Origin of the sequence: Nocardioides sp. NPDC101246 (genome assembly GCF_044767415.1) — a bacterium.
In the GTDB taxonomy this organism is placed as follows: Bacteria; Actinomycetota; Actinomycetes; order Propionibacteriales; family Nocardioidaceae; genus Nocardioides.
The window spans coordinates 455,105-473,559 of sequence record NZ_JBIWNX010000002.1 but is presented as its reverse complement, the minus strand read 5'-3'; the positions used below and the strand labels follow the sequence as shown (position 1 = coordinate 473,559).

The 18,455-nt window shown below is 69.9% G+C and carries 13 protein-coding genes; 8 read left to right on the top strand and 5 right to left on the bottom strand.

The window, feature by feature from the left end:
• Nucleotides 1-199: 199 nt before the first annotated feature.
• Nucleotides 200-385, bottom strand: a complete 186-nt coding sequence (rpmB, locus tag ACIRON_RS05335; RefSeq protein ID WP_045550407.1) for a 50S ribosomal protein L28 — start codon at nt 383-385, stop codon at nt 200-202.
• Between the two features lie 125 nt (nt 386-510).
• On the bottom strand, nt 511-1,539 hold the full coding sequence (locus ACIRON_RS05330) for a class I SAM-dependent methyltransferase (protein ID WP_402989888.1): 1,029 nt from the start codon (nt 1,537-1,539) through the stop codon (nt 511-513).
• A 235-nt stretch (nt 1,540-1,774) separates the two neighbouring features.
• Here ACIRON_RS05330 and ACIRON_RS05325 point away from each other — a divergent pair, with 235 nt between their 5' ends.
• The 8 genes from ACIRON_RS05325 (at nt 1,775) to ACIRON_RS05290 (ending at nt 13,480) form a co-directional block, all read left to right on the top strand.
• The gene (locus ACIRON_RS05325) at nt 1,775-3,415 is read left to right on the top strand and encodes a DAK2 domain-containing protein (protein ID WP_402989885.1); all 1,641 of its coding nucleotides are present in this window, start codon (nt 1,775-1,777) and stop codon (nt 3,413-3,415) included.
• Between the two features lie 13 nt (nt 3,416-3,428).
• Nucleotides 3,429-5,693, top strand: coding sequence for an ATP-dependent DNA helicase RecG (locus ACIRON_RS05320; RefSeq protein ID WP_402989882.1), 2,265 nt, complete (start codon nt 3,429-3,431; stop codon nt 5,691-5,693).
• A gap of 9 nt (nt 5,694-5,702) precedes the next feature.
• A complete protein-coding gene (gene rsmD / locus ACIRON_RS05315) occupies nt 5,703-6,266 on the top strand; it encodes a 16S rRNA (guanine(966)-N(2))-methyltransferase RsmD (protein WP_402989879.1) in 564 nt (187 codons plus the stop codon).
• A gap of 45 nt (nt 6,267-6,311) precedes the next feature.
• Nucleotides 6,312-6,803 (top strand): pantetheine-phosphate adenylyltransferase, encoded by a 492-nt coding sequence (gene coaD / locus ACIRON_RS05310; protein WP_402989876.1) that lies wholly within the window; start codon nt 6,312-6,314, stop codon nt 6,801-6,803.
• Between the two features lie 59 nt (nt 6,804-6,862).
• Entirely contained in the window at nt 6,863-7,591 is a 729-nt protein-coding gene (locus tag ACIRON_RS05305; protein WP_402989873.1) for a class I SAM-dependent methyltransferase, read from the top strand.
• Nucleotides 7,592-7,652: 61 nt separating this feature from the next.
• On the top strand, nt 7,653-9,404 hold the full coding sequence (locus tag ACIRON_RS05300; protein ID WP_402989870.1) for a hypothetical protein: 1,752 nt from the start codon (nt 7,653-7,655) through the stop codon (nt 9,402-9,404).
• Nucleotides 9,405-10,131: 727 nt separating this feature from the next.
• Nucleotides 10,132-11,664, top strand: coding sequence for a phospholipid carrier-dependent glycosyltransferase (locus tag ACIRON_RS05295; RefSeq protein WP_402989867.1), 1,533 nt, complete (start codon nt 10,132-10,134; stop codon nt 11,662-11,664).
• A 103-nt stretch (nt 11,665-11,767) separates the two neighbouring features.
• Nucleotides 11,768-13,480: a hypothetical protein gene (locus tag ACIRON_RS05290; RefSeq protein WP_402989864.1), complete on the top strand. Its 1,713-nt coding sequence runs from the start codon at nt 11,768-11,770 to the stop codon at nt 13,478-13,480.
• Here ACIRON_RS05290 and ACIRON_RS05285 read toward each other — a convergent pair.
• The 3 genes from ACIRON_RS05285 to ACIRON_RS05275 form a co-directional block, all read right to left on the bottom strand.
• Nucleotides 13,477-14,445 (bottom strand): lysylphosphatidylglycerol synthase domain-containing protein, encoded by a 969-nt coding sequence (locus ACIRON_RS05285; protein ID WP_402989861.1) that lies wholly within the window; start codon nt 14,443-14,445, stop codon nt 13,477-13,479. The two genes, ACIRON_RS05290 and ACIRON_RS05285, sit on opposite strands and share 4 nt — an antisense overlap.
• A 2-nt stretch (nt 14,446-14,447) precedes the next feature.
• Nucleotides 14,448-15,497, bottom strand: a complete 1,050-nt coding sequence (locus ACIRON_RS05280; protein WP_402989859.1) for a glycosyltransferase family 2 protein — start codon at nt 15,495-15,497, stop codon at nt 14,448-14,450.
• A gap of 142 nt (nt 15,498-15,639) precedes the next feature.
• Nucleotides 15,640-18,396, bottom strand: coding sequence for a YfhO family protein (locus ACIRON_RS05275; protein WP_402989856.1), 2,757 nt, complete (start codon nt 18,394-18,396; stop codon nt 15,640-15,642).
• Nucleotides 18,397-18,455: the final 59 nt, after the last annotated feature.

Here is an 18,455-nt window from a genome sequence, read left to right as displayed (position 1 = left end):
GCGCACACACCGGGTGGGTTGTTTGCCTGGTGGGGGGGGGGGGGGGGGGGGGGGCGCCGGGGGGCCCCCCCCCCCCCCCCCCGCCCGGCCCCCCCCCCCCCCCGGGGGGGGGGCCCCCCCCCCCCCCGCTTTTCATGAGATAGCAGAAGGGGCCCCGCTTCAGCGCTTGCGCGCTGCTGCGGGGCCCCTTCGTGCTACCTCAGCGTGAAACCTTGCCGGCCTTGATGCAGGTCGTGCAGACGTTCATGCGCTTCGGGGTGCCGTTGATGACGGCGCGGACGCGCTGGATGTTGGGGTCGAAGCGGCGCCTGGTCGCCTTCTTGGACCACGGCCGGTTGTTGCCGAAGCCCGGCTTCTTGTCGCAGATGTCGCAGACGGCAGCCACCGTGAACTCCTGAGGTTGAATAGATGATCGAGGACGATTGGATGGTGTCGGCGGGCGCGATGAACGGCTGCCCTGCCGAGACAACCGAACAAGCGTAGCCCGTCCGGCTGCGCCCGGCGAAATCGTCAGTCGCCCGCGCGGCGATCCCGCCACCTGTCCAGCGGCGCGGCCAGTGCGGTGGCCAGCTTCCACCGCTTCGACCCGCGCAGATCGTCGATCTCCGCGCGTTGGCCGGCGACCTGCTTGCGCTGGGACTCGAGCCGTCGCCGCTGGTCCGCGACGACCTCGCGGAGCCTGGCGACCTCCTCGCGCAGCTCGAGGCCCTGCTCGACCCAGTCCGGGAGAGCGGGCGCCGCGGGGAGGTCGGGGGAGAGGCCGCGGCGCAGGACGACGTAGAACTCGATGTCGTTCTCGGGCACGGGCAGGAGGGACTCGACCGACCAGCCGGTCAGCCCCAGGCGGCGCAGCTCGGCGATGATCTCGGGGAACGAGCGGTCGGTGTAGGTCCACACGTGGCAGTCGACGTACTCGCCCCGGCGGGCCCGCTCGAGCTGGCTCCGGGTGTAGCCGAGGTCGTGGATACAGGTCTCGGCCTCGCTCGGCCCGCGGTGGTGGAGACGCTTGGCGTCGGTGTTGACCGCACCCCGGTGGTGGTCGTAGACCGCACGCACCGACGGCGTCGTGTCGCCTGCCTCGTACGCCTGCAGGATCTGACCCATCGTCGTGGGTGGGCGGTGGGCGTCGAAGGTGTAGCGCCGGTCGGGGACGACCAAGACGAGGGCCCCGTCGGGTGCGGTGACGGCCTCGACCTGTGCCAGCCATCCGACCAGGTCGGGGACGTGCTCGACGACGTGGCTGGCCAGCGCCCAGTCGTACGGAGCGCCATCCTTGGCAGCCTCCTCGAGCGTACGCATCCGGGTGCCGTCCCACATCGGATAGTCGATCTCGGGGATGGTGTCGTGGTTCACCTGGGGATGCTCGGCGTAGGACTCGTAGAGCCGGTCGCGGTCGTAGAGGTCCAGATAGGAGACCTCCGCGGCATCTCGGGGGATGAGCGGTTGGTGCAGAGGTCCGATCTCCAGGCCGCGTCCGGCCGAGAAGTCGAAGATCTCGTTGACGCGTTCGGCGCGTGGGGTCGGGGTCGGGATCGACATCCGGGATTCCTTCGGCGTTGGGGTCACCACCACACTAGGGATGATCGTCACCGAGGTGGGGCGTAACTCGGCAGAAGGTGTTACTCGCTCGTGTCTTTCCTGCGGCCTCGGATTTGTTCACCCGTCGTTTACCCCGTACCCGGGCACCGCCTACCCTGGGTGCCGCGATACCGGGCAGTGTGTCCGGCGTCACGGTGTCTGGCTACATTCAGGTGTCGAGGAGTAGGAGGGCAGCGTGGCCGAGGTCAAGCTCGATCTGTTCCGCCGGTTCGGCGACCTGGCGACCGACGCGCTCGCGTCGCATCGCGAGGAGATCGACGCGCTCAACGTCTTCCCGGTGCCCGACAGCGACACCGGCACCAACCTCTATCTCACCATCGCCGCGGCCCGTGACCGGCTGCGCGAGTTCACCGGTCCCGACTGGCGCGAGGGACTGCGCGCCTTCTCCCGCGGCGCGCTGCTGGGCGCGCGCGGCAACTCGGGCGTGATCCTGGCCGAGATGATCGGCGCCCTGCTGCGCCGCCTGGTCCAGGCCACCGACGAGGAGCGCACCGCGGTGGTCTTCGCCGACGCGCTGCGCAATGCCGGGAACGCCGCGTACGCCGCGGTGGGGGAGCCCCAGGAGGGCACCATGCTGAGCGTGCTCCGGGCCGCCGCGGACGCGGCCGAGGCATGCGTCGAGATCGACGAGACCGCACGGACCCGGGACGTGATGTCGGTCGCCGCCAGCGCGGCTCGCGCCGCTCTTGCCCGCACGCAGGAGCAGCTGCCGGCGCTGGCCGCTGCCGGGGTGGTCGACGCTGGTGGCCGCGGGATCTGTGTGCTGCTCGACGCCTTCGAGACCGCCCTGACCGGACGCCGTCCGAGCCCGCAGGTGCCGATGAGCACCCCGCACATCCCGATCCCGATCCAGACCGGCATGGGCGCGGCCGACGGTCACGCGCTGGAGCCCGGTGGCCCGGCGTACGAGGTGATGTACCTGCTCGACGCCGAGGACGCCGCGATCCCCGACCTCCGCAAGCGGCTCCAGCCGCTGGGCGACTCGCTGGTCGTCGTCGGAGGCGAGGGCATCTGGAACGTGCACGTCCACGTCGACGACGTCGGCGCCGCGATCGAGGCCGGGATCAACGCCGGGCGGCCCCACCGGATCCACGTGACCCACTTCGCCGAGCAGATCGCCGGCCAGGCCCATCGCCACGCCACCCGCGGTGGCCGTGCGGTGATCGCGTTCGCCGCCGGGCCCGGTCTGGCCGAGCTCTTCCGCGGTGCCGGCGCGATCGTGATCGAGGGCGGCCCGCATCGGCGCCCGACGACCTCCGAGCTGCTCGAGGCGATCACCGCCTCCGGCGCCGACGAGGTGATCGTGCTCCCCAACGACGCCCCGACCCGGCAGTCGGCCGAGGCCGCCGCCCGGACCGCCGAGGACGACCTCGACATCAACGTCGCGGTGATCTCGACCCGCAGCCAGGTGCAGGGACTGGCCGCGATCGCGGTCCACGAGCCCGGCCGGAAGTTCGACAAGGACGTGCTCGAGATGACCGCCACCGCGCGACACGCGCGGCACGGTGCGGTCACCATCTCGAACACCCGAGCGATTACGATGGCTGGGCCGTGTATGCCGGGTGACGCTCTCGGGGTGCTCGACGGAGACTTCGTCAAGGTCGGCCAGGACCTGGAGACGTGCGCGACCTACGTGCTCGCCCGGCTCATCGGTGGTGGCGGCGAGCTGGTCACGCTGGTCTCCGGCCTCGAGGACCCCACCGGCGAGCTCGCCGGGGCCGTCGCGGCGTGGCTGGCTGCCAACCATCCGGCCGTTGATGTGATGGTGTACGACGGAGGCCAGGAGCGCTACCCCCTCCTGATGTCGGTGGAGTAGAGGAGAAGAGACGGTGCCGATCACCCTCGAGTCGCCGATCGAGGCCGTTCTGGGCAACAGCAAGCACGCCACGAAGTTCACCAAGGGTCTCGGGCTGCGCACCGTCGGCGACCTGCTCTACCACTTCCCGCGGCGCTACCTGCGCACCGCCGACCTCGGTCAGACCCCGCAGCTGCACGAGGGCGAGATGCTCACGGTGCTCGGCGAGGTGGTCCGCAGCGTCGTGCGACAGCACACCGACCGCCGCACCGGCCGGCCCGCCTTCCGCGTCGAGACCCAGCTCCGCGCGGGTGATGCCGACCTGCAGCTCACCTTCTTCTCCAAGTCCCAGCGGATCGCCGAGTGGCGCCGCGGGGTGCTCGCCCCGGGTGTCCGCGGTGTCTTCGTCGGCAAGGCCGGATCGTTCCGCGGCGAATGGCAGCTGGCCAACCCGCAGATGGTCGTCTTCGGCGACCCGTCCGACTCCGAGAACGCCGCCGAGGCGGCCGACAACCAGATGGCGGTCGAGGAGCTGACCGAGCTCTTCCCGATCTACCCGCTCACCGCCGGGCTCCAGCACTGGGACGTGATGCGCGCGGTGCGGTTCGCCCGGCAGGTCGTCGAGGAGGTCACCGACGTGCTCCCCGAGCAGCTCCGGGAGACGTACGCCGTCCCGGGACTGCGCGACGCCCTGGACCTGATCCACGCACCTCATGAGCTCAAGGACGTCCAGCGCGCCCAGCGCCGCTTCCGGTTCGAGGAGGCGCTCGGCCTGCAGCTGGTGCTGGGGCGACGGCGACGGGCGCTCCAGGCGCTGGGCACCACTGCCCGCACCGGGGGTGTCCACCATCTGCTCGGGGCCTTCGACGAGCGGCTGCCGTTCACGCTGACCAAGGGGCAGGCCGAGATCGGGGAGGAGCTCGAGGTGGCGCTGGCCCAGCCCCACCCGATGAACCGCCTGCTCCAGGGTGAGGTCGGCTCCGGCAAGACGCTGGTCGCGCTGCGCGCCATGCTCAAGGTCGTCGACTCCGGCGGCCAGGCCGCGCTGCTGGCGCCGACCGAGGTGCTCGCCCAGCAGCACTACCGTTCGATCACCGCGATGCTCGGCGACCTGGCCGCCAGCGGCCTGGCCGGCGGGCTCTTCGCCGGCGACCAGGAACAGACCCATGTCGAGCTCCTCACCGGATCGATGACCAAGACCCAGCGCAAGGGGCCGCTGAGCCGGATCGCCACCGGCGAGGCCGGGATCGTCGTCGGCACCCACGCCCTGCTCCAGGACCAGGTGATGTTCGACGACCTCGGCCTGGTCGTGGTCGACGAGCAGCATCGCTTCGGCGTCGAGCAGCGGGCCGCCCTGACCGACAAGGCCGGCACCCCACCGCACCTGCTGGTGATGACCGCGACGCCGATCCCGCGTACGGTCGCGATGACCGTCTTCGGCGACCTCGAGGTCTCCACGCTCACCGAGCTCCCGGCCGGACGGGCCGAGATCCAGACCAACCTGGTCTCGCTCGTGGACCATCCCGCGTGGATCGCCCGGGTGTGGGAACGCGTCAAGGAAGAGGTCGGATCGGGCCACCAGGTCTACGTCGTCGCCCCGCGGATCAGCGGCGACGAGTCCGAGCAGGGGGAGAGCGACCAGCGCGACTTCGACGCCGACGGCAACGAGGTCAAGGCCGCCCCGGCCCAGCTCTCCGCCGTCGACGAGGTCACCGAGGAGCTGACCACCGGTCCGCTGAAGGGGCTGAGCGTCGCCAAGCTCCACGGCAAGCTCCCCGCCGAGGAGAAGGAGCGCACCATGAGCACCTTCGCCGCAGGCGACGTCGACGTGCTGATCGCCACCACCGTGATCGAGGTCGGCGTGGACGTACCCAACGCCACCACCATGGTCATCCTCGACGCCGATCGCTTCGGGGTCTCCCAGCTCCACCAGCTGCGCGGCCGGGTCGGCCGTGGCGGGCTGCACGGGCTGTGCCTGCTCGTCTCCCACGCCGAGGCCGGCACCCCGGCCAGGACCCGCCTCGACGCGGTCGCCCAGACCACCGACGGGTTCGCGCTGTCCCGGGTCGACCTCGACCAGCGCCGCGAGGGAGACGTCCTCGGCGCCTCCCAGTCCGGCCGGCGATCGAGCCTGGAGAGCCTCCGCGTGCTGCGCGACGAGGAGACGATCCTGGAGGCGCGCGAGGCGGCCGAGGCACTGCTCGGGGACGACCCGGATCTCGCCACCGCACCGCTCCTGGCCGAGCGGGTCACCGAGATCGAGGAGTCCGCCTCCGCCGACTACTTGGAAAAGTCCTAAGGTATCCCAATGACTCGGATCATCGGTGGCGTCGCAGGAGGGCGACGCCTACTCGCTCCCAAGGGGGTGCGGACCCGTCCCACCACCGATCGGGTCCGCGAGGCGCTCTTCTCGGCGATCGAGTCCTCCTACGGCTCCCTGGCCGGGCTGCGCTTCCTCGACCTCTACGCCGGCACCGGCGCGGTCGGTCTGGAGGCGTGGTCCCGTGGCGCCGGGGTGGTGACCCTCGTCGAGTCGGACCGGCGTACGGCAGGGGTGATCCGTTCCAACGCGAAGGAGCTCGGCTTCCCGCGGGCCAACGTGGTCGCGGCCACCGTGGCGAGCACCCTGGTGACGCCGCCGGTGGCCCCCTACGACATGGTCTTCCTCGACCCGCCCTACCCGCTCTCCGACGACGCCGTCTCCGAGGACATCGCGCTGCTGGTCAAGCACGGCTGGCTTGTTCCGGGTGCCCTGGTCGTCGTCGAGCGGTCCGCGCGCAGCCCCGAGCCGGTCTGGCCCGACGGGTTCACCGACCAGAAGTCGAAGAAGTACGGCGAGACCACGCTCTGGTACGCCCACGCGCCGGAATGAACCAAGGGCCGACTGATCGACACAGATCGAAGGAGACAGAAGACAATGACGCGTCGCGCGGTGTGCCCCGGTTCGTTCGACCCGCCCACGTTCGGCCATCTCGACATCTTCACCCGCGCCTCGGCGATGTTCGACGAGGTCGTCGTCGGGGTCGGGGTCAACCCGTCGAAGTCGAAGCGCCTGTTCACGGCCGAGGAGCGGATGGAGATGCTCACCGAGATGACCGCTGCGCTGGGCAACGTACGGGTCCAGGGGTTCACCGGTCTGGTCACCGACTTCTGCGTCGAGATCGACGCCCAGGCGATCGTGAAGGGTCTGCGCGGGGCGCCCGACCTGGAGTACGAGGCGCCGATGGCGCAGATGAACGCCCACATGAGCGGCGTCGAGACCGTCTTCCTGCTCAACGACCCACGCTGGGCCGCGGTCTCCTCCTCGCTGATCAAGGAGATGGCCCATTTCGGTGGGGATGTGTCGGCTTTCCTGCCGCCGGATGTTCTCGCACGACTCACCAAGCGTTTGGCAGAACGTTCCGAGTAGCGGGCACGGTTCGCCGGTATCGTTTCGAATGCTGCCCGCCATCCTTTCTCTGGAGATCAATGTCCACCTCAGGTCGTTCCCCGCTTTCCTTGGCCAAGCAGTCCTATGCCGCCTCGCTCAAGGCAGTCGGTCGCGGGCTGACGAAGACGGGACTCGCGAAGGAGGCCGCACCGCCGGTCGAGCAGCGCTGGCGTCACTGGGCCCACTCGCTCACCAAGGTCTACGACTCCCTGGCGATGGCGAAGCTCGACGTGCCGTGGTGGACCTACGACGCGATCACCGCCGTCGACGCCTGGCTGAGCCAGCGTGAGCGCCCGATCCGGGTCTATGAGTACGGCTCCGGCGCCTCCACCATCTGGCTCTCCCGCCGCGCCGACGAGATCCACTCCGTCGAGCACCACAAGGGCTTCGGCGAGATGATGCAGGCCGAGCTCGCCGGCGAGGAGAAGATCTCGCTGCGGGTCATCGAGCCGGTGGCCTCCGAGAACCCGGTCGTCCCCTCGCAGAAGGAGGGCCACGCGGGCCTCGACTTCGAGGCGTACGTCAACTCCATCGACGACGTCGACGGCGAGTTCGACCTCGTGGTCGTCGACGGGCGCGCCCGCGAGGCGTGCCTGGAGAAGGCCAAGGACCGGCTCGCTCCCGGCGGGATCATCGTCTTCGACAACAGCCGCCGCAAGCGCTACGTCGAGGCCATCGCCGCATCGGGGATGAAGGAGACCATCCATGCCGGTCTCACCCCGACGCTGCCCTACCCGGAGCGCACCTCGGTCCTCACCAAAGGCTGATTCTCGTAGGTGACGGCGTGGAGTTTCCGCGCCGCCACCTGCTCGCCCTAGGGTCCTCCTCATGGCGACATCGGGGGAGCGGGCCGAACGTGTGGGGACCGTGCGCTGGGCGACCTTCGCCGGGGTCTGTGTGCTGGCGCTGGTCTGGTCCGCGTACTCGGTCGGCGCCCAGAACGGCACCTTCCTGACCCAGGACTTCGGTGCTCAGTACCACCTGGCGAAGATGACCGCCCACGGCGCGATCCCGCTGGTCGACTTCGAGCACGGCTGGAACGCAGGCTCGTTCTGGGTCTCCGCCGTCCTCTATGGGGTCGCCTCCGGGTCCCCGACGATCTGGTACTTCCTCTGGGGCCGCCTGCTCGGCGCCGGCCTCGGCGCGGTCCTCGCCGCCGCCATCGGCCTCCGTCTCCGCCTGCACCCGGCGGTGATGATCGCGCTGGCGCTCGGGGTGCTCCTGCTGGCCACCCCGCTGCACATCAAGTACACGATCTGTCTGCTGTGGGTCTTCGTCCTGCTGCCGACCGGCTGGCTCGAGTCACGCCCGCGCCTGGCCGCGGCCGCCCGGGTGCTCCTCCCGGCCCTCGTCTTCTGGCAGTACGTCGAGCTCGCCGTGCTCCTCACCGGCGCCTCAGGGCTCTTCGAGCTGTTCGCGCGGCGCTCGGTGCCCTGGCGGACCCGGATCCTCAACTGCGTTCAGCTGGCCGGTGGATTCGTGCTCGGGCTGGTCCTCCAGGCCATGGCATACCGGGTCTTGTGGGGGCTCTCCTTCGCCGACTTCAACCGGCAGGTGATCCTCGGGCAGACCGAGACCCATGCGGGTTCGCAGTACGCGGTGTGGAACTTCTTCGACCTGCCGACCGAGTCGGGGCGCTTCTTCATCCTGGCGCTCTACCCGTTCGCGCTGCTGATCCCGTTCGTGCCGCTGGTGTGGCAGCGGGTCTCGGACTCCACCCGGCTGGTCGCGCTGGCCGGGCTGGTCCTCGTCGTCGTCCCGATCCGGCGCGTCGACAACCCCCACACCACCACCGTCTCGGCTCTCGTCCTGCTCGCCGTCGTCCTGGCGGTGGCCGAGCTCTACGAGCGCCGCACGTCGCCGCTGGTTGAGCCGGGTTCGCGAGGAACGAGCGAACTGGTGTCGAAACCAACACAGCTTCTGTCCGCGCTACCCCTCGCCGCGGCCGGAGCGATCTGGGCAGCCGCCACCCTCTGGATCGGCTTCGGTCTCCAGAGCATGGCCGGCGCCGTGCTCCTCGTGGCTCTGGCTGTCGCCGGGGCGGTCCTCGGGGGAGCGTTCCTCCGAGGAGCGACCGCAGCCGTCTCCGCCGGCGCACTCGTCGCACTCGGCTGCGTACCCGCGCTTGCCGCCGTCGACCACCTCGACGACATGCGCCGCGACGCGAAGTCGTTCCAGGTGACCGACGCGATCGCCCGCTGGGCGGGCCCGGAGTACGAGCGATGCAGCGGCGGCACCCGCGAGGCGCTGGTCATGCCCAACTACCTCGCGCTCTACGACGCGCTGCCGATCACCAACCCGACGCCCTACTACCTGTTCCACTACGACTTCGCGCAGTACGAGGACGTGCTGATGCCTCAGCTCGAGGACGGGTCGATCCCGGTCATCATCGAGACCATGCCGCTGCACACGCCGCAGCCGTGGCTCACCGATGCCATCCGTGCCAACTACGTTCCCTGCTCGATCGTGCGGATCGAGAAGCAGGCGACGACTGTCACGATCTGGACCCACAAGTCTCGCGGAGACATCGCTCAGCGTGACCTCACCGTTCGGCGTGGGGAGATCGTGGCGACGCGCTGAGGTTGCGGTGCTTTGTGGTTGGGGTTTGCCGCCGACCCTTTCGGGGAGGGTGTTCTCGCCGGATCCCGGAGTAAAGGACGGCCTGCGGCCGCCGGCTGACGCCGGTCGCCTTCGGCGATCCTTGACACCGGGTTCCGGCGAGAATTTTGGCTGGCTATCGGGTCGGCGGCAGGGGTTTGGCGCGGAGATGTTGCGTTGGGTAGGGGCCTGGGAATCGGCTGATCGCTTCGCCGTGTGAGTGAGTGGGGTGGTTGGTGAACGAATTTTCGTTCGCAGCGTGAGTCGGTCTCCGCCGGGTGTGGGCCCTGCTGGTGGAAGGAATTTTCTTTCCGCTGGAGGAGGCTCTGCTCGGTGGGGCGAACGAATTTTCGTTCGCCCGTAGAAGCCGTCCCCTGCCCGGGGCGGTTCCCCGCGACCACACCCGGGCCGCCGCCCCGATAGCCAGCCAAATCTTTTCTCGACGTGGTCCGGTGTCAAGGACCGCGAAGCGGCCGGCGTCAGCCGGCGGCCGCAGGCCGTCCTTTACTCCGGTCCAGGTCGAGAAGACCCTCGAAGAACGGGTCGGCGGCCCAACACCAGCCCCGCGCAACAGTCGAAAAACACAAGGCAAACCCCGCACACACCCAACGACAAGGCCCACCTCAAACGACACGCCCTAAGTAGAGAAGAACAGCAGAGAATCACGCATAGGCTCACCAAAGCCCACACGCCCCACCCGAAGGTCCGAATGCTCCAGTCCACACCAGAGGACCACACCGAGGAACGTCTCCCGAAGCGGCTGCTGGCAGCGATGGTGCTGGTCGCGATCTTCGCGCTGAGCCTGAGCAGCTACGTCGCGCTCACCCGGGTGCTGCAGTATCAGACCCGGGACGAGGGGCCGAACGCCGGTTACGCGGTGGAGCTTGCCTCGGGACGGCTGCCGACGATCGACACGCCCGTGACGACCGATGCCCGTCGGTACCCGCAGGTCGTCGAGGGGCTGGGGACCATGGCCGACGAGCCGCACCGCCACATCTGGACCGCCAACCACCCACCGCTCTACTACCTGATCTCGCTGCCGTTCGTAGCCGCGGCCGGGGCGCTCGACGCGCCTCAGGTGATGATCGTCGGGATGCGGCTCATCAATGCCGTCGCCTCCGCGCTGTGCGTACTGCTGGTGGGCCTGATCGCCTTCGAGGTGACCCGGCGGGCGGCAGTCGCGTTCCTGGCCACGGGGATCAGCGCCTCGTGCGCCGTGCTGGTGAGCGCGGGCGGGCACATCGCCAACGACGGGGTTGCGGTCGCGGCGTCCTCGCTGACCCTGCTGGCCACGATCCGGATCCTGAACCGCGGCCTGTCGCCGGGGCGGCTGACCTTGGTCGCGCTGGCCGGGACCGCCGCGGCCGGGGCGAAGGCGCCGGGGGTCCTGACCGTCGTCCTGTGTGGCGCGGCCATCGCGGTGGCTCTGCTGCTGAGGGACCACACCCGTCGCGGGATGGTCCGGGCGCTGGCCGCCTCGGCCGTGGCCGCAGGTGTTCCGGCCCTCGCCACCGGCTGGTTCTACGTCCGCAACATCGTCCTCTACGGAGACCCGACCGCCAGCCATGCGCTGCTGGACAAGTTCGACCGGGAACCGAACGGGACGTGGTGGCAGATCGTGACCGACGGCTCGCTCTGGGTGGACTGGTACGAGCGCCTATGGGCGCCGCTGCTCGCCGAGGGATACGCGGCGGGCGCCGACGTGCTCGCCGTCGTCGCGGTGCTCGGTCTTCTCGTCCTGCTCGTCCGCCGCAGCACCACCCGACCGACGGACGCGCCCTCGACACGGGCCGGATGGCTGCTGCTCACGGCCCACGCGGCGCTCGTCCTGGTGAACCTGATCGGCTTCGTCGCGGCCGGCGGAAACCCGAACGACCGTTACCTGATGCCGCTCATGCCGCTGCTGGCGTCGGTGCTCGCGGTCGGTGTCATGGCGATCGTCGACGTCATCCCGGCCGGCTCACGCGAGTCGCGGAGTCGGCTGGCGGCGGCCGTGATCACGCTTGCGCTGGGTGTCTACGCCCTGCTGATCTTCGACTGGTTCATCACTTCGGTGACCTACGTGGGCCGGCTACCGAACTCCGACGCCAGGGGCGCCGGAGTCGTGGTGGCCGCGGGACTCGTGTGCGGCGTGGCCGCAGTCTGCCTCGCGGCACGGTCGGCCAGGACGTACGCCGGTGGCAGCCGCGCGGCGCGGGTGATGCGCCACCGCCACGAGCCCGAGCATCATCGGGCTCCATGACCTAGGTCCTGGCGATCCACCTGCGGGAGGCTGCCGCAGCGCGTACCTTCGGACCATGCCCGATGCGTCGGCCGCGACGGCGACCCCATCGCATGCGCACCGAGTGCGTGAACCCATCGGCCCGGTCAGATGGGCCACCTTCGCTGTGATCGTCGTCGTCGCCGTCGTACGGGCCGCCTACACCCTGACGGCACAGATGGACCCGTTGACTGGGGACAGAGGAGCGCAGTACTACCTGGGCAAGCTCACCGCCGAGGGTGCGATACCGCTGGTCGACTTCCAGCACGGCTGGAACGCCGGGTCCTGGTGGGTGAACAGCCTGGTCTACCGGCTGGCAGGCGGGGACCCGATGTGGTGGGAGTTCCTCCTGGGGCGCTTCTTCGCGGTGACCCTGTCGGCCGTCCTCGTGGCCGCGATCGGCCTGCGCAGACGCGTACATCCGGCCGCGATGGGCGCCATGGCGCTGGCCGTCCTGACCCTCGCGTCGCCCGCGCAGGTGAAGTACGTCCTACCGGTGGTCTTCGCGTTCCTCCTCCTGCCTGGAGGCCGGCTCGACTCCGGACGCTGGGGGTTGGCGGTGCGGATGCTCGTCCCGGCCGCTCTCTTCTGGCAGCACGTCGAGCTGGCGATCCTGCTCACCGGCGCGGCGGGAGTGTACGAGCTCATCGGGCGGGACAAGGCGCCGATGCGGGACAGACTGGCACGATGTGTCGCCCTCGCCGTCGGAATCCTTGCCGGATTCGTCTCGGAGGTGCTCTTCTACCGGATCGGCTACGGGATGAGTCTCGGCGAGCTCAACCGACAGGTCATTCTGGGTCAGACCCAGCAGTTTCCGAAGCACTTCGGCTGGCCCTTCTTCGACGTGCCGTCGGACGGGGAGGGCTATCTCATCGTGGCCCTCTACCCGTTCCTCCTGCTGCTGATCTTCGTGCCGGTCGTGTGGCGTCTGGCGAGCGAGCCGACACGGTTCCTGGCGTTGTGCGCTCTTCTTCTCGCGACCGTCCCGATCCGGCGCCCCGGCCCCGGGCACACCGAGACCGTGAGCGCGCTGCTGTTCGCGGCTCTGGTCTTCGTCCTCTGCGACGCGTACGACCGCAGGGAGCAGGTCTCGTTGCCGAGCAGACCGACATCGATGACCGGCTGGCAGGTGGTGACCGCCATCGTGGGGTTCGCGGCCGGAGCAGCGTGGGTGGGTGCGGCTCTTGTTTTCGGGTTCGGCGCCCACAGCCTGATCGGGCCGGTCATCCTCGTGCTCGTCGTCGGCGTCATGATGATCGGCACGAGGCTGCCGGCGAGGCTGGTCGCCGTCTCGGCGGGTGCCTGCCTCGTCCTGGCGGCGGTCCCCCTCGCCTCAGCCGTCGAGCATGTCGACGACCTGAGCCGGGACAGTCGTCAGATCGAGGCCGCCGATGCCTGGGCGGACGCGGTACGGCCCGAGATGACACGGTGCCTGAAGGGTGGCCGCACCGCTTTCGTGCTGGGCAACCACCTGTCGATGTACGACGCCCTCGACATCGAGAACCCGACGCCGTTCTACCTCTTCCACTACGACTTCGGCCGCAACCAGAAGCAGCTGACGGCGACGATGGAGAGCGGAGAGGTCCCGGTGGTGCTGCAGATGACCGCGATGGCCCCCGGCGGCTGGGTGGAAGCCGCGATCGAGAAGGGCTACGAGCCCTGTGCCGAGGTCTGGATCGCTGAGGATCATCAGCGGATCCGCATCTGGGCTCACCGCTCCCTCGAGCCGTTCGAGAAGCGGAGCGTCACGGTCGAGCTCGACGGCACCAGGACCTCCGCACCTCTACCTACCCGTTAGGCCGACGTACGCCGCCCGAGGACCGCTCCCAGTCCGGCCAGCACCACGTCGGCAAGGAGCAGGAGTACGCGCGAGGCGAGCGCCACGGTGAGTGCCTCGGGGACCCCGATGATCGGGCCGAGGGTGAGGGCGAGCAGCGCCTCGCGGATCCCGGCGCCGGCCGGGGCCGGGATGAACGCGATCCCCGCGGCCCACGCCAGGGCCATCCCGCCGGTCGCGGCGGCGACCTCGAGCGGCCCGATCGAGGCGTAGGACTGCATCATCACGGCCAGGTGGAGGCCGAAGGCGACCCAGGCGAGCACTGCCCAGCCGATGGCGGTGAAGAGGCCCCGCGCGGTGAGGCGTACGCCGAGGGGTTCCCGGCCGAGCCGGGCGAAGAGCCAGTCGAGCACGCCTGGGACGACCCGCGGGTGCAGGCAGACGGCCAGCGGCACCAGCAGGAGCAGCAGCCACCAGTAGCGACTCAGGCCCTCGGAGGAGGACCAGGGGAGCAGGAGCGCGCCGACGCCGATGCCGCTGGCGACGACGATGCCCATGAAGAGGATGTTGACGCCGAGCATCGTCCGGCGGGCGACGCCCCAGCGCAGCCCGAACTGCATCTGCGCGACGACAGGCCACACCGAGCCGGGCAGGTACTTGCCCAGCTGGGAGACGTAGAAGACCGAGTGGGACTCACGCATCGACGGCCGGATGCCCATGCCGTGCAGGAGGGCTACCCAGATCTGGCCGATCAGCATGGTGCCGACGAGCGCCAGGACTCCGGCGATCGCGACCCGGCCGAGGCTCAGCTCCTGGACCGCGGTGGCCAGGTCGGCGCGCTGGCGCCAGACCAGGTAGGCGCCGCCGAGCACGACGAGGAGGGCGAGCCCGATCTTGAGCAGCCGCTTCGCAAGGCTGGGTCTCGTGGGGTCCGGCGTGGTCGAAGAACCGGCCTCCGTGGCGGAGACCGAGTCGGAGTGGGTCACTGTCACAGGCTGGTCGTCCACGTCTCGCCGGACTGGGTCTGGCTCGTCCGCGGGGTGTGCGGCAGGTCGAACTCGGCGACCGAGGTCTGGTCGCGAAGCATCTCGGTGCCGGACTTGCCGAAGCGAGCCTTCTTGGTGTGCTCGAGGTCGTCCTCGATGAGCACCCGGTTGGTGCGGATCAGGTCGGAGATCACGCCGAGCATCGCGGACATGAAGGCCAGGTTGATCAGCACGCCGCCGAGCAGCAGCGACTGGATGTGGTTGCCGTTGTCGCCGCTGATCCACAGCACGAGGTAGCGGACGAACGGGATCGCTCCGAGGACGAAGAAGAAGGCGGTGAGCCAGACGAAGATGGCGTACGGCTTGTACATCATGTAGGAGCGCACGATCGCCGCGCCCGACTTCATGATGTGCTCCGGCATCGACTTGAACAGTCGCGACTCACGCGTCTTGGCGTTGGTCTCGATCGGCACCGAGGCGATCTTCATCCGCTTGTTGCCCGCCTGGATGATCGTCTCCATGCAGTAGGAGAAGCGGGTCACGGTGTTGAGCAGCATCAGCGACTCGCGCGAGTAGGCGCGGAAGCCGCTGGCCGCGTCGGGCAGGTCGGTCTCGGCGGCCATGTTGACCACCTTGGAGCCGACCTTCTGCAGCTTCTTCTTCAGTCCGGAGAAGTGCTCGATCCGGTCGACCTGCCGGTCGCCGATGACGATGTCGGCCTGGCCGTTGATGATCGGCTGGACCAGGTCGGTGATGCGGTCCTGCGGGTACTGGTTGTCGCCGTCGGTGTTGACCACGATGTCGGCGCCCAGCTCGAGCGCGCGGACCACGCCGTCGTGGAAGCTCCGGCCGAGACCCTGGTTGCGGGAGTGGTGCACGAACTCGCGCACGCCGTGCTCCTTGGCCACCTCGACCGTCCGGTCGGTGCACCCATCGTCGACGATGAGGATCACGATCTCGTCGATTCCGGGGATCTGCTTCGGAATCGACTCCAGCACGGACGGGAGCGTCTCCTCCTCGTTGAGGCAGGGGACTTGAACGACAAGCTTCACAGGGACCTCAGGGCAGGTAGTGGGACCGAACGGATTCGGGGCAGGTGAGGGGCTTCCGAGCTGCCACATTACCGCGTGGAATCCGCGGCCCCACGCCCCCTCGCGGGTGTCATCAGGCGTATGTGCTAGGGAAACCTGGCGTTCAGGAGAGGTCCACGCGGCGTCTGCCACGGCGCCGGTCCAGCACCCGAGGAACGAGCAGCAGCCCCAGCGTCACCAGGGCGCCGAGGAACGAGACCACGGCACCCATACGAAGCCCCGGAGCCTCGTAGGTCAGCGTGACCGTGTGGGTTCCGTCCGGGACGGGCACGGCGGCGAAGGCGTGGTTGCCGGGAACCAGGTCCACCGGGCGGCCGTCGACCGTCGCCGACCAGCCCGGGCGGGCGATCGAGTCGGCGACGACGAGGTAGCCGGCTCCGTCCGCGGTGACCTCGGCCGAGATCGTCTCGGCCTCGTCGCGGCGTACCTCGACCTGGGCGGTCGAGCCGGAGGCGGCCGGCGTCGAGTCGTCGTCGAGGAGCACCGTGCCGGGCGCGACGCCCTCGGCCAGCCGGCGCACTCGCGTGGGCCCGTCGGTGACGACCTCGCTGGTGCCGGCCCAGCGGATCCGGGGCAGGGCGCTCGCGCGCTCGTAGACGACCGCGCCGGCCGAGGCGTGCACGACCCTGAGGCCGTCGCCCTGCTCCGGCCGGACCGCGGCGCAGACCGCGGTGCCGTCGGTGCGGCCGGCCAGCTGGACGGGCTTCCGCTTCCCCGAGAACGAGATGGTGACCGGCACCGGTCCGGCGGTGAAGCGGTGGTCGGGCACGGCGACGCGCAGCTTCTCGCCGCGCTTGAGCGGCCGGTTCACGGCGACCGCGCGCTCGGAGGTGATCTTCTCCGCGCCGGTCCCGACGCTCACCCGGACGACCGTCGGCTGCTGCGCCCGCGGCTTCAGGCCTTCCGGAACGGTCGCCTCGATCCCGCGCAGGTCGCCCTGCGGGACCTGGCAGGTCGCCTGCTCGCCGGGCATCACAGTCAACCGTCGCCGCTGCGCGACCGGCACCGGCGTCGGCTCGGCGACGCCGATGACCTCCAGCGGCTGGGTCACCCAGTAGCGGACCGAGAGCTGGTCGAGCACCGGCTGACGTCCCGGCGAGGGCACGTTGGCGGGGAAGTCGGTGTAGGTCGGCGACAGCTGGGCGTCCGGGCTGACCGCGGCGATCAGCGCCTTCCACTCCGGCGAGGTGAACTCATGACCGGTCGGCGTACGCAGCCGGTAGTGGTCGGCGACGGCCGAGTGCTCCCAGCCCGAGGCGCCGTAGCGTTCCGCTCCGAGGTTCTCCTTCAGGAACTCGTGGGCCGGGGTGACCGGGTAGAAGTCTTCGCGGTCGGTCAGCGGCAGCACCTCGCGGGCGAACATCGTGCTCTGCGCGAGCACCGCCAGCACGAGCACCAGCGGCCCCAGCAGCCGCAACCGGCCCCGCAGCAGCAGCGTCGCCGCCACCGCGAGGACCGAGGCCACTCCCAGCAGCGCCGGCACCCGCAGCTTCGCGGCGAGCTCGGGGATCGGCCGCGGGGCGCCGTCGATGTAGGCGTAGGCCGCATACAGGAAGTACGCAGCCACCCCCACGGCCGCCAACAGCACGACCAGCGACACCACCAGACGAGGACGCCGGGACCGACCCTCCCCGTCAGGAGACGCCTCGGCCCGCTGGACCAGCCGCTCCAGCCCGATCCCGGCCAGCACCGCACACAGGAACCCGAAGATCGAGTTCGCCCGCCCGAAGCTGTTGGAGCTGTAGCCGGGCAGCTTCTGGAGCAGCTCGAGCGGCAGGCCGCCGATCCACAGCAGCCAGACGACCGCGGCCAGAACGACCGCGAGCAGTGCGGGCGTCGAGGGACGGCGACCGCCGGGGAGCCGGACGACCAGGGCGCACAGGACCAGGATCAGCGCGGCGACGCCGACGAAGGAGATCGACTCGATCGGGTTGTCCTCGCCGGACCAGAGCCCGTCGACGCAGGTGCCGTAGACGTCGGGGGCGACGGTCGTCAGCACGAGACTGGCGGGCTTGACCTGATTGGGGACCCGCCCGTCGAGCCCGAGAGTGCTCATGTTGAGCACGAAGGGGAGCACCTGGACCGCGGAGAGCGCGACCCCGAGCGTGACGCCGCCGGCGGCGACGCCGCCCGCGACCAGCGTGCGCCGCAGGCCGGGTAGCGCGAGCGCTCGTACGACCACGTAGATCCCACCCAGGGTCAGCGCGAACATCGTCACCGCGGGGAACCCGCCGAGCAGCATCGCCGCGACGACCAGGCCGACGGCGGCCAGGTCCCGCGCGCCGCGCTCGCGCACCGCGCGGTCCAGGGCCCACAGCAGCAGCGGGATCAGGCAGGCGACCTTGGTGTGCGGCCAGTTGGTCCACATCATCATGAACCCGGAGGTGAAGAAGACCAGCCCGGCGACCAGCGCGATGCTGCGCCGCACCCCGAGCCGACCGAGGAACAGCACCATCCCGACCAGCACCAGCACCAGCTCGGTGAGCTTCACCCAGGCGGGCGCCAGCCACATCGGCATCACCCAGTAGGGCCACGAGACCGGGCTCAGCACCGCGTGGTTCGGCAGTGAGGCCAGCGGTGCGCCGCCCACCTCGTAGGGCGCCCAGGTCTGCCAGTTGCCGTGGCGTACGCCCTCGACGATGTTCTCGACGCCGGGCAGGTAGTAGTCCCAGGTGTCGCCGCGGCACCACAGGGTCCCTTGCGGGATCGGCCCGTCGGCGGCGTACGGCATCATCGCGTGCAGCCATCCGGTGTCCAGCAGCATCCCCTGACCCACGAGCGCGGGACCGAAGGTCACCGCGACGAAGAGGAGGAGAAGCGCAAGGACGACGCCTGAGCGCCACCGATCGGATGAACTCACAACTCGGAAGGCTATGAGTTGCCCCGGCCTGCAGACATCATCTGGGGCGGTACGTCGCA

What these genes read in the sequence shown, in the direction of transcription:
- ACIRON_RS05330 (WP_402989888.1), bottom strand. Translation starts at nt 1,539, where the DNA reads ATGTCGATCCCGACCCCGACCCCACGCGCCGAACGCGTCAACGAGATC.
- rsmD (WP_402989879.1), top strand. Translation starts at nt 5,703, where the DNA reads ATGACTCGGATCATCGGTGGCGTCGCAGGAGGGCGACGCCTACTCGCT.
- coaD (WP_402989876.1), top strand. Translation starts at nt 6,312, where the DNA reads ATGACGCGTCGCGCGGTGTGCCCCGGTTCGTTCGACCCGCCCACGTTC.
- ACIRON_RS05305 (WP_402989873.1), top strand. Translation starts at nt 6,863, where the DNA reads ATGTCCACCTCAGGTCGTTCCCCGCTTTCCTTGGCCAAGCAGTCCTAT.
- ACIRON_RS05300 (WP_402989870.1), top strand. Translation starts at nt 7,653, where the DNA reads ATGGCGACATCGGGGGAGCGGGCCGAACGTGTGGGGACCGTGCGCTGG.
- ACIRON_RS05295 (WP_402989867.1), top strand. Translation starts at nt 10,132, where the DNA reads ATGCTCCAGTCCACACCAGAGGACCACACCGAGGAACGTCTCCCGAAG.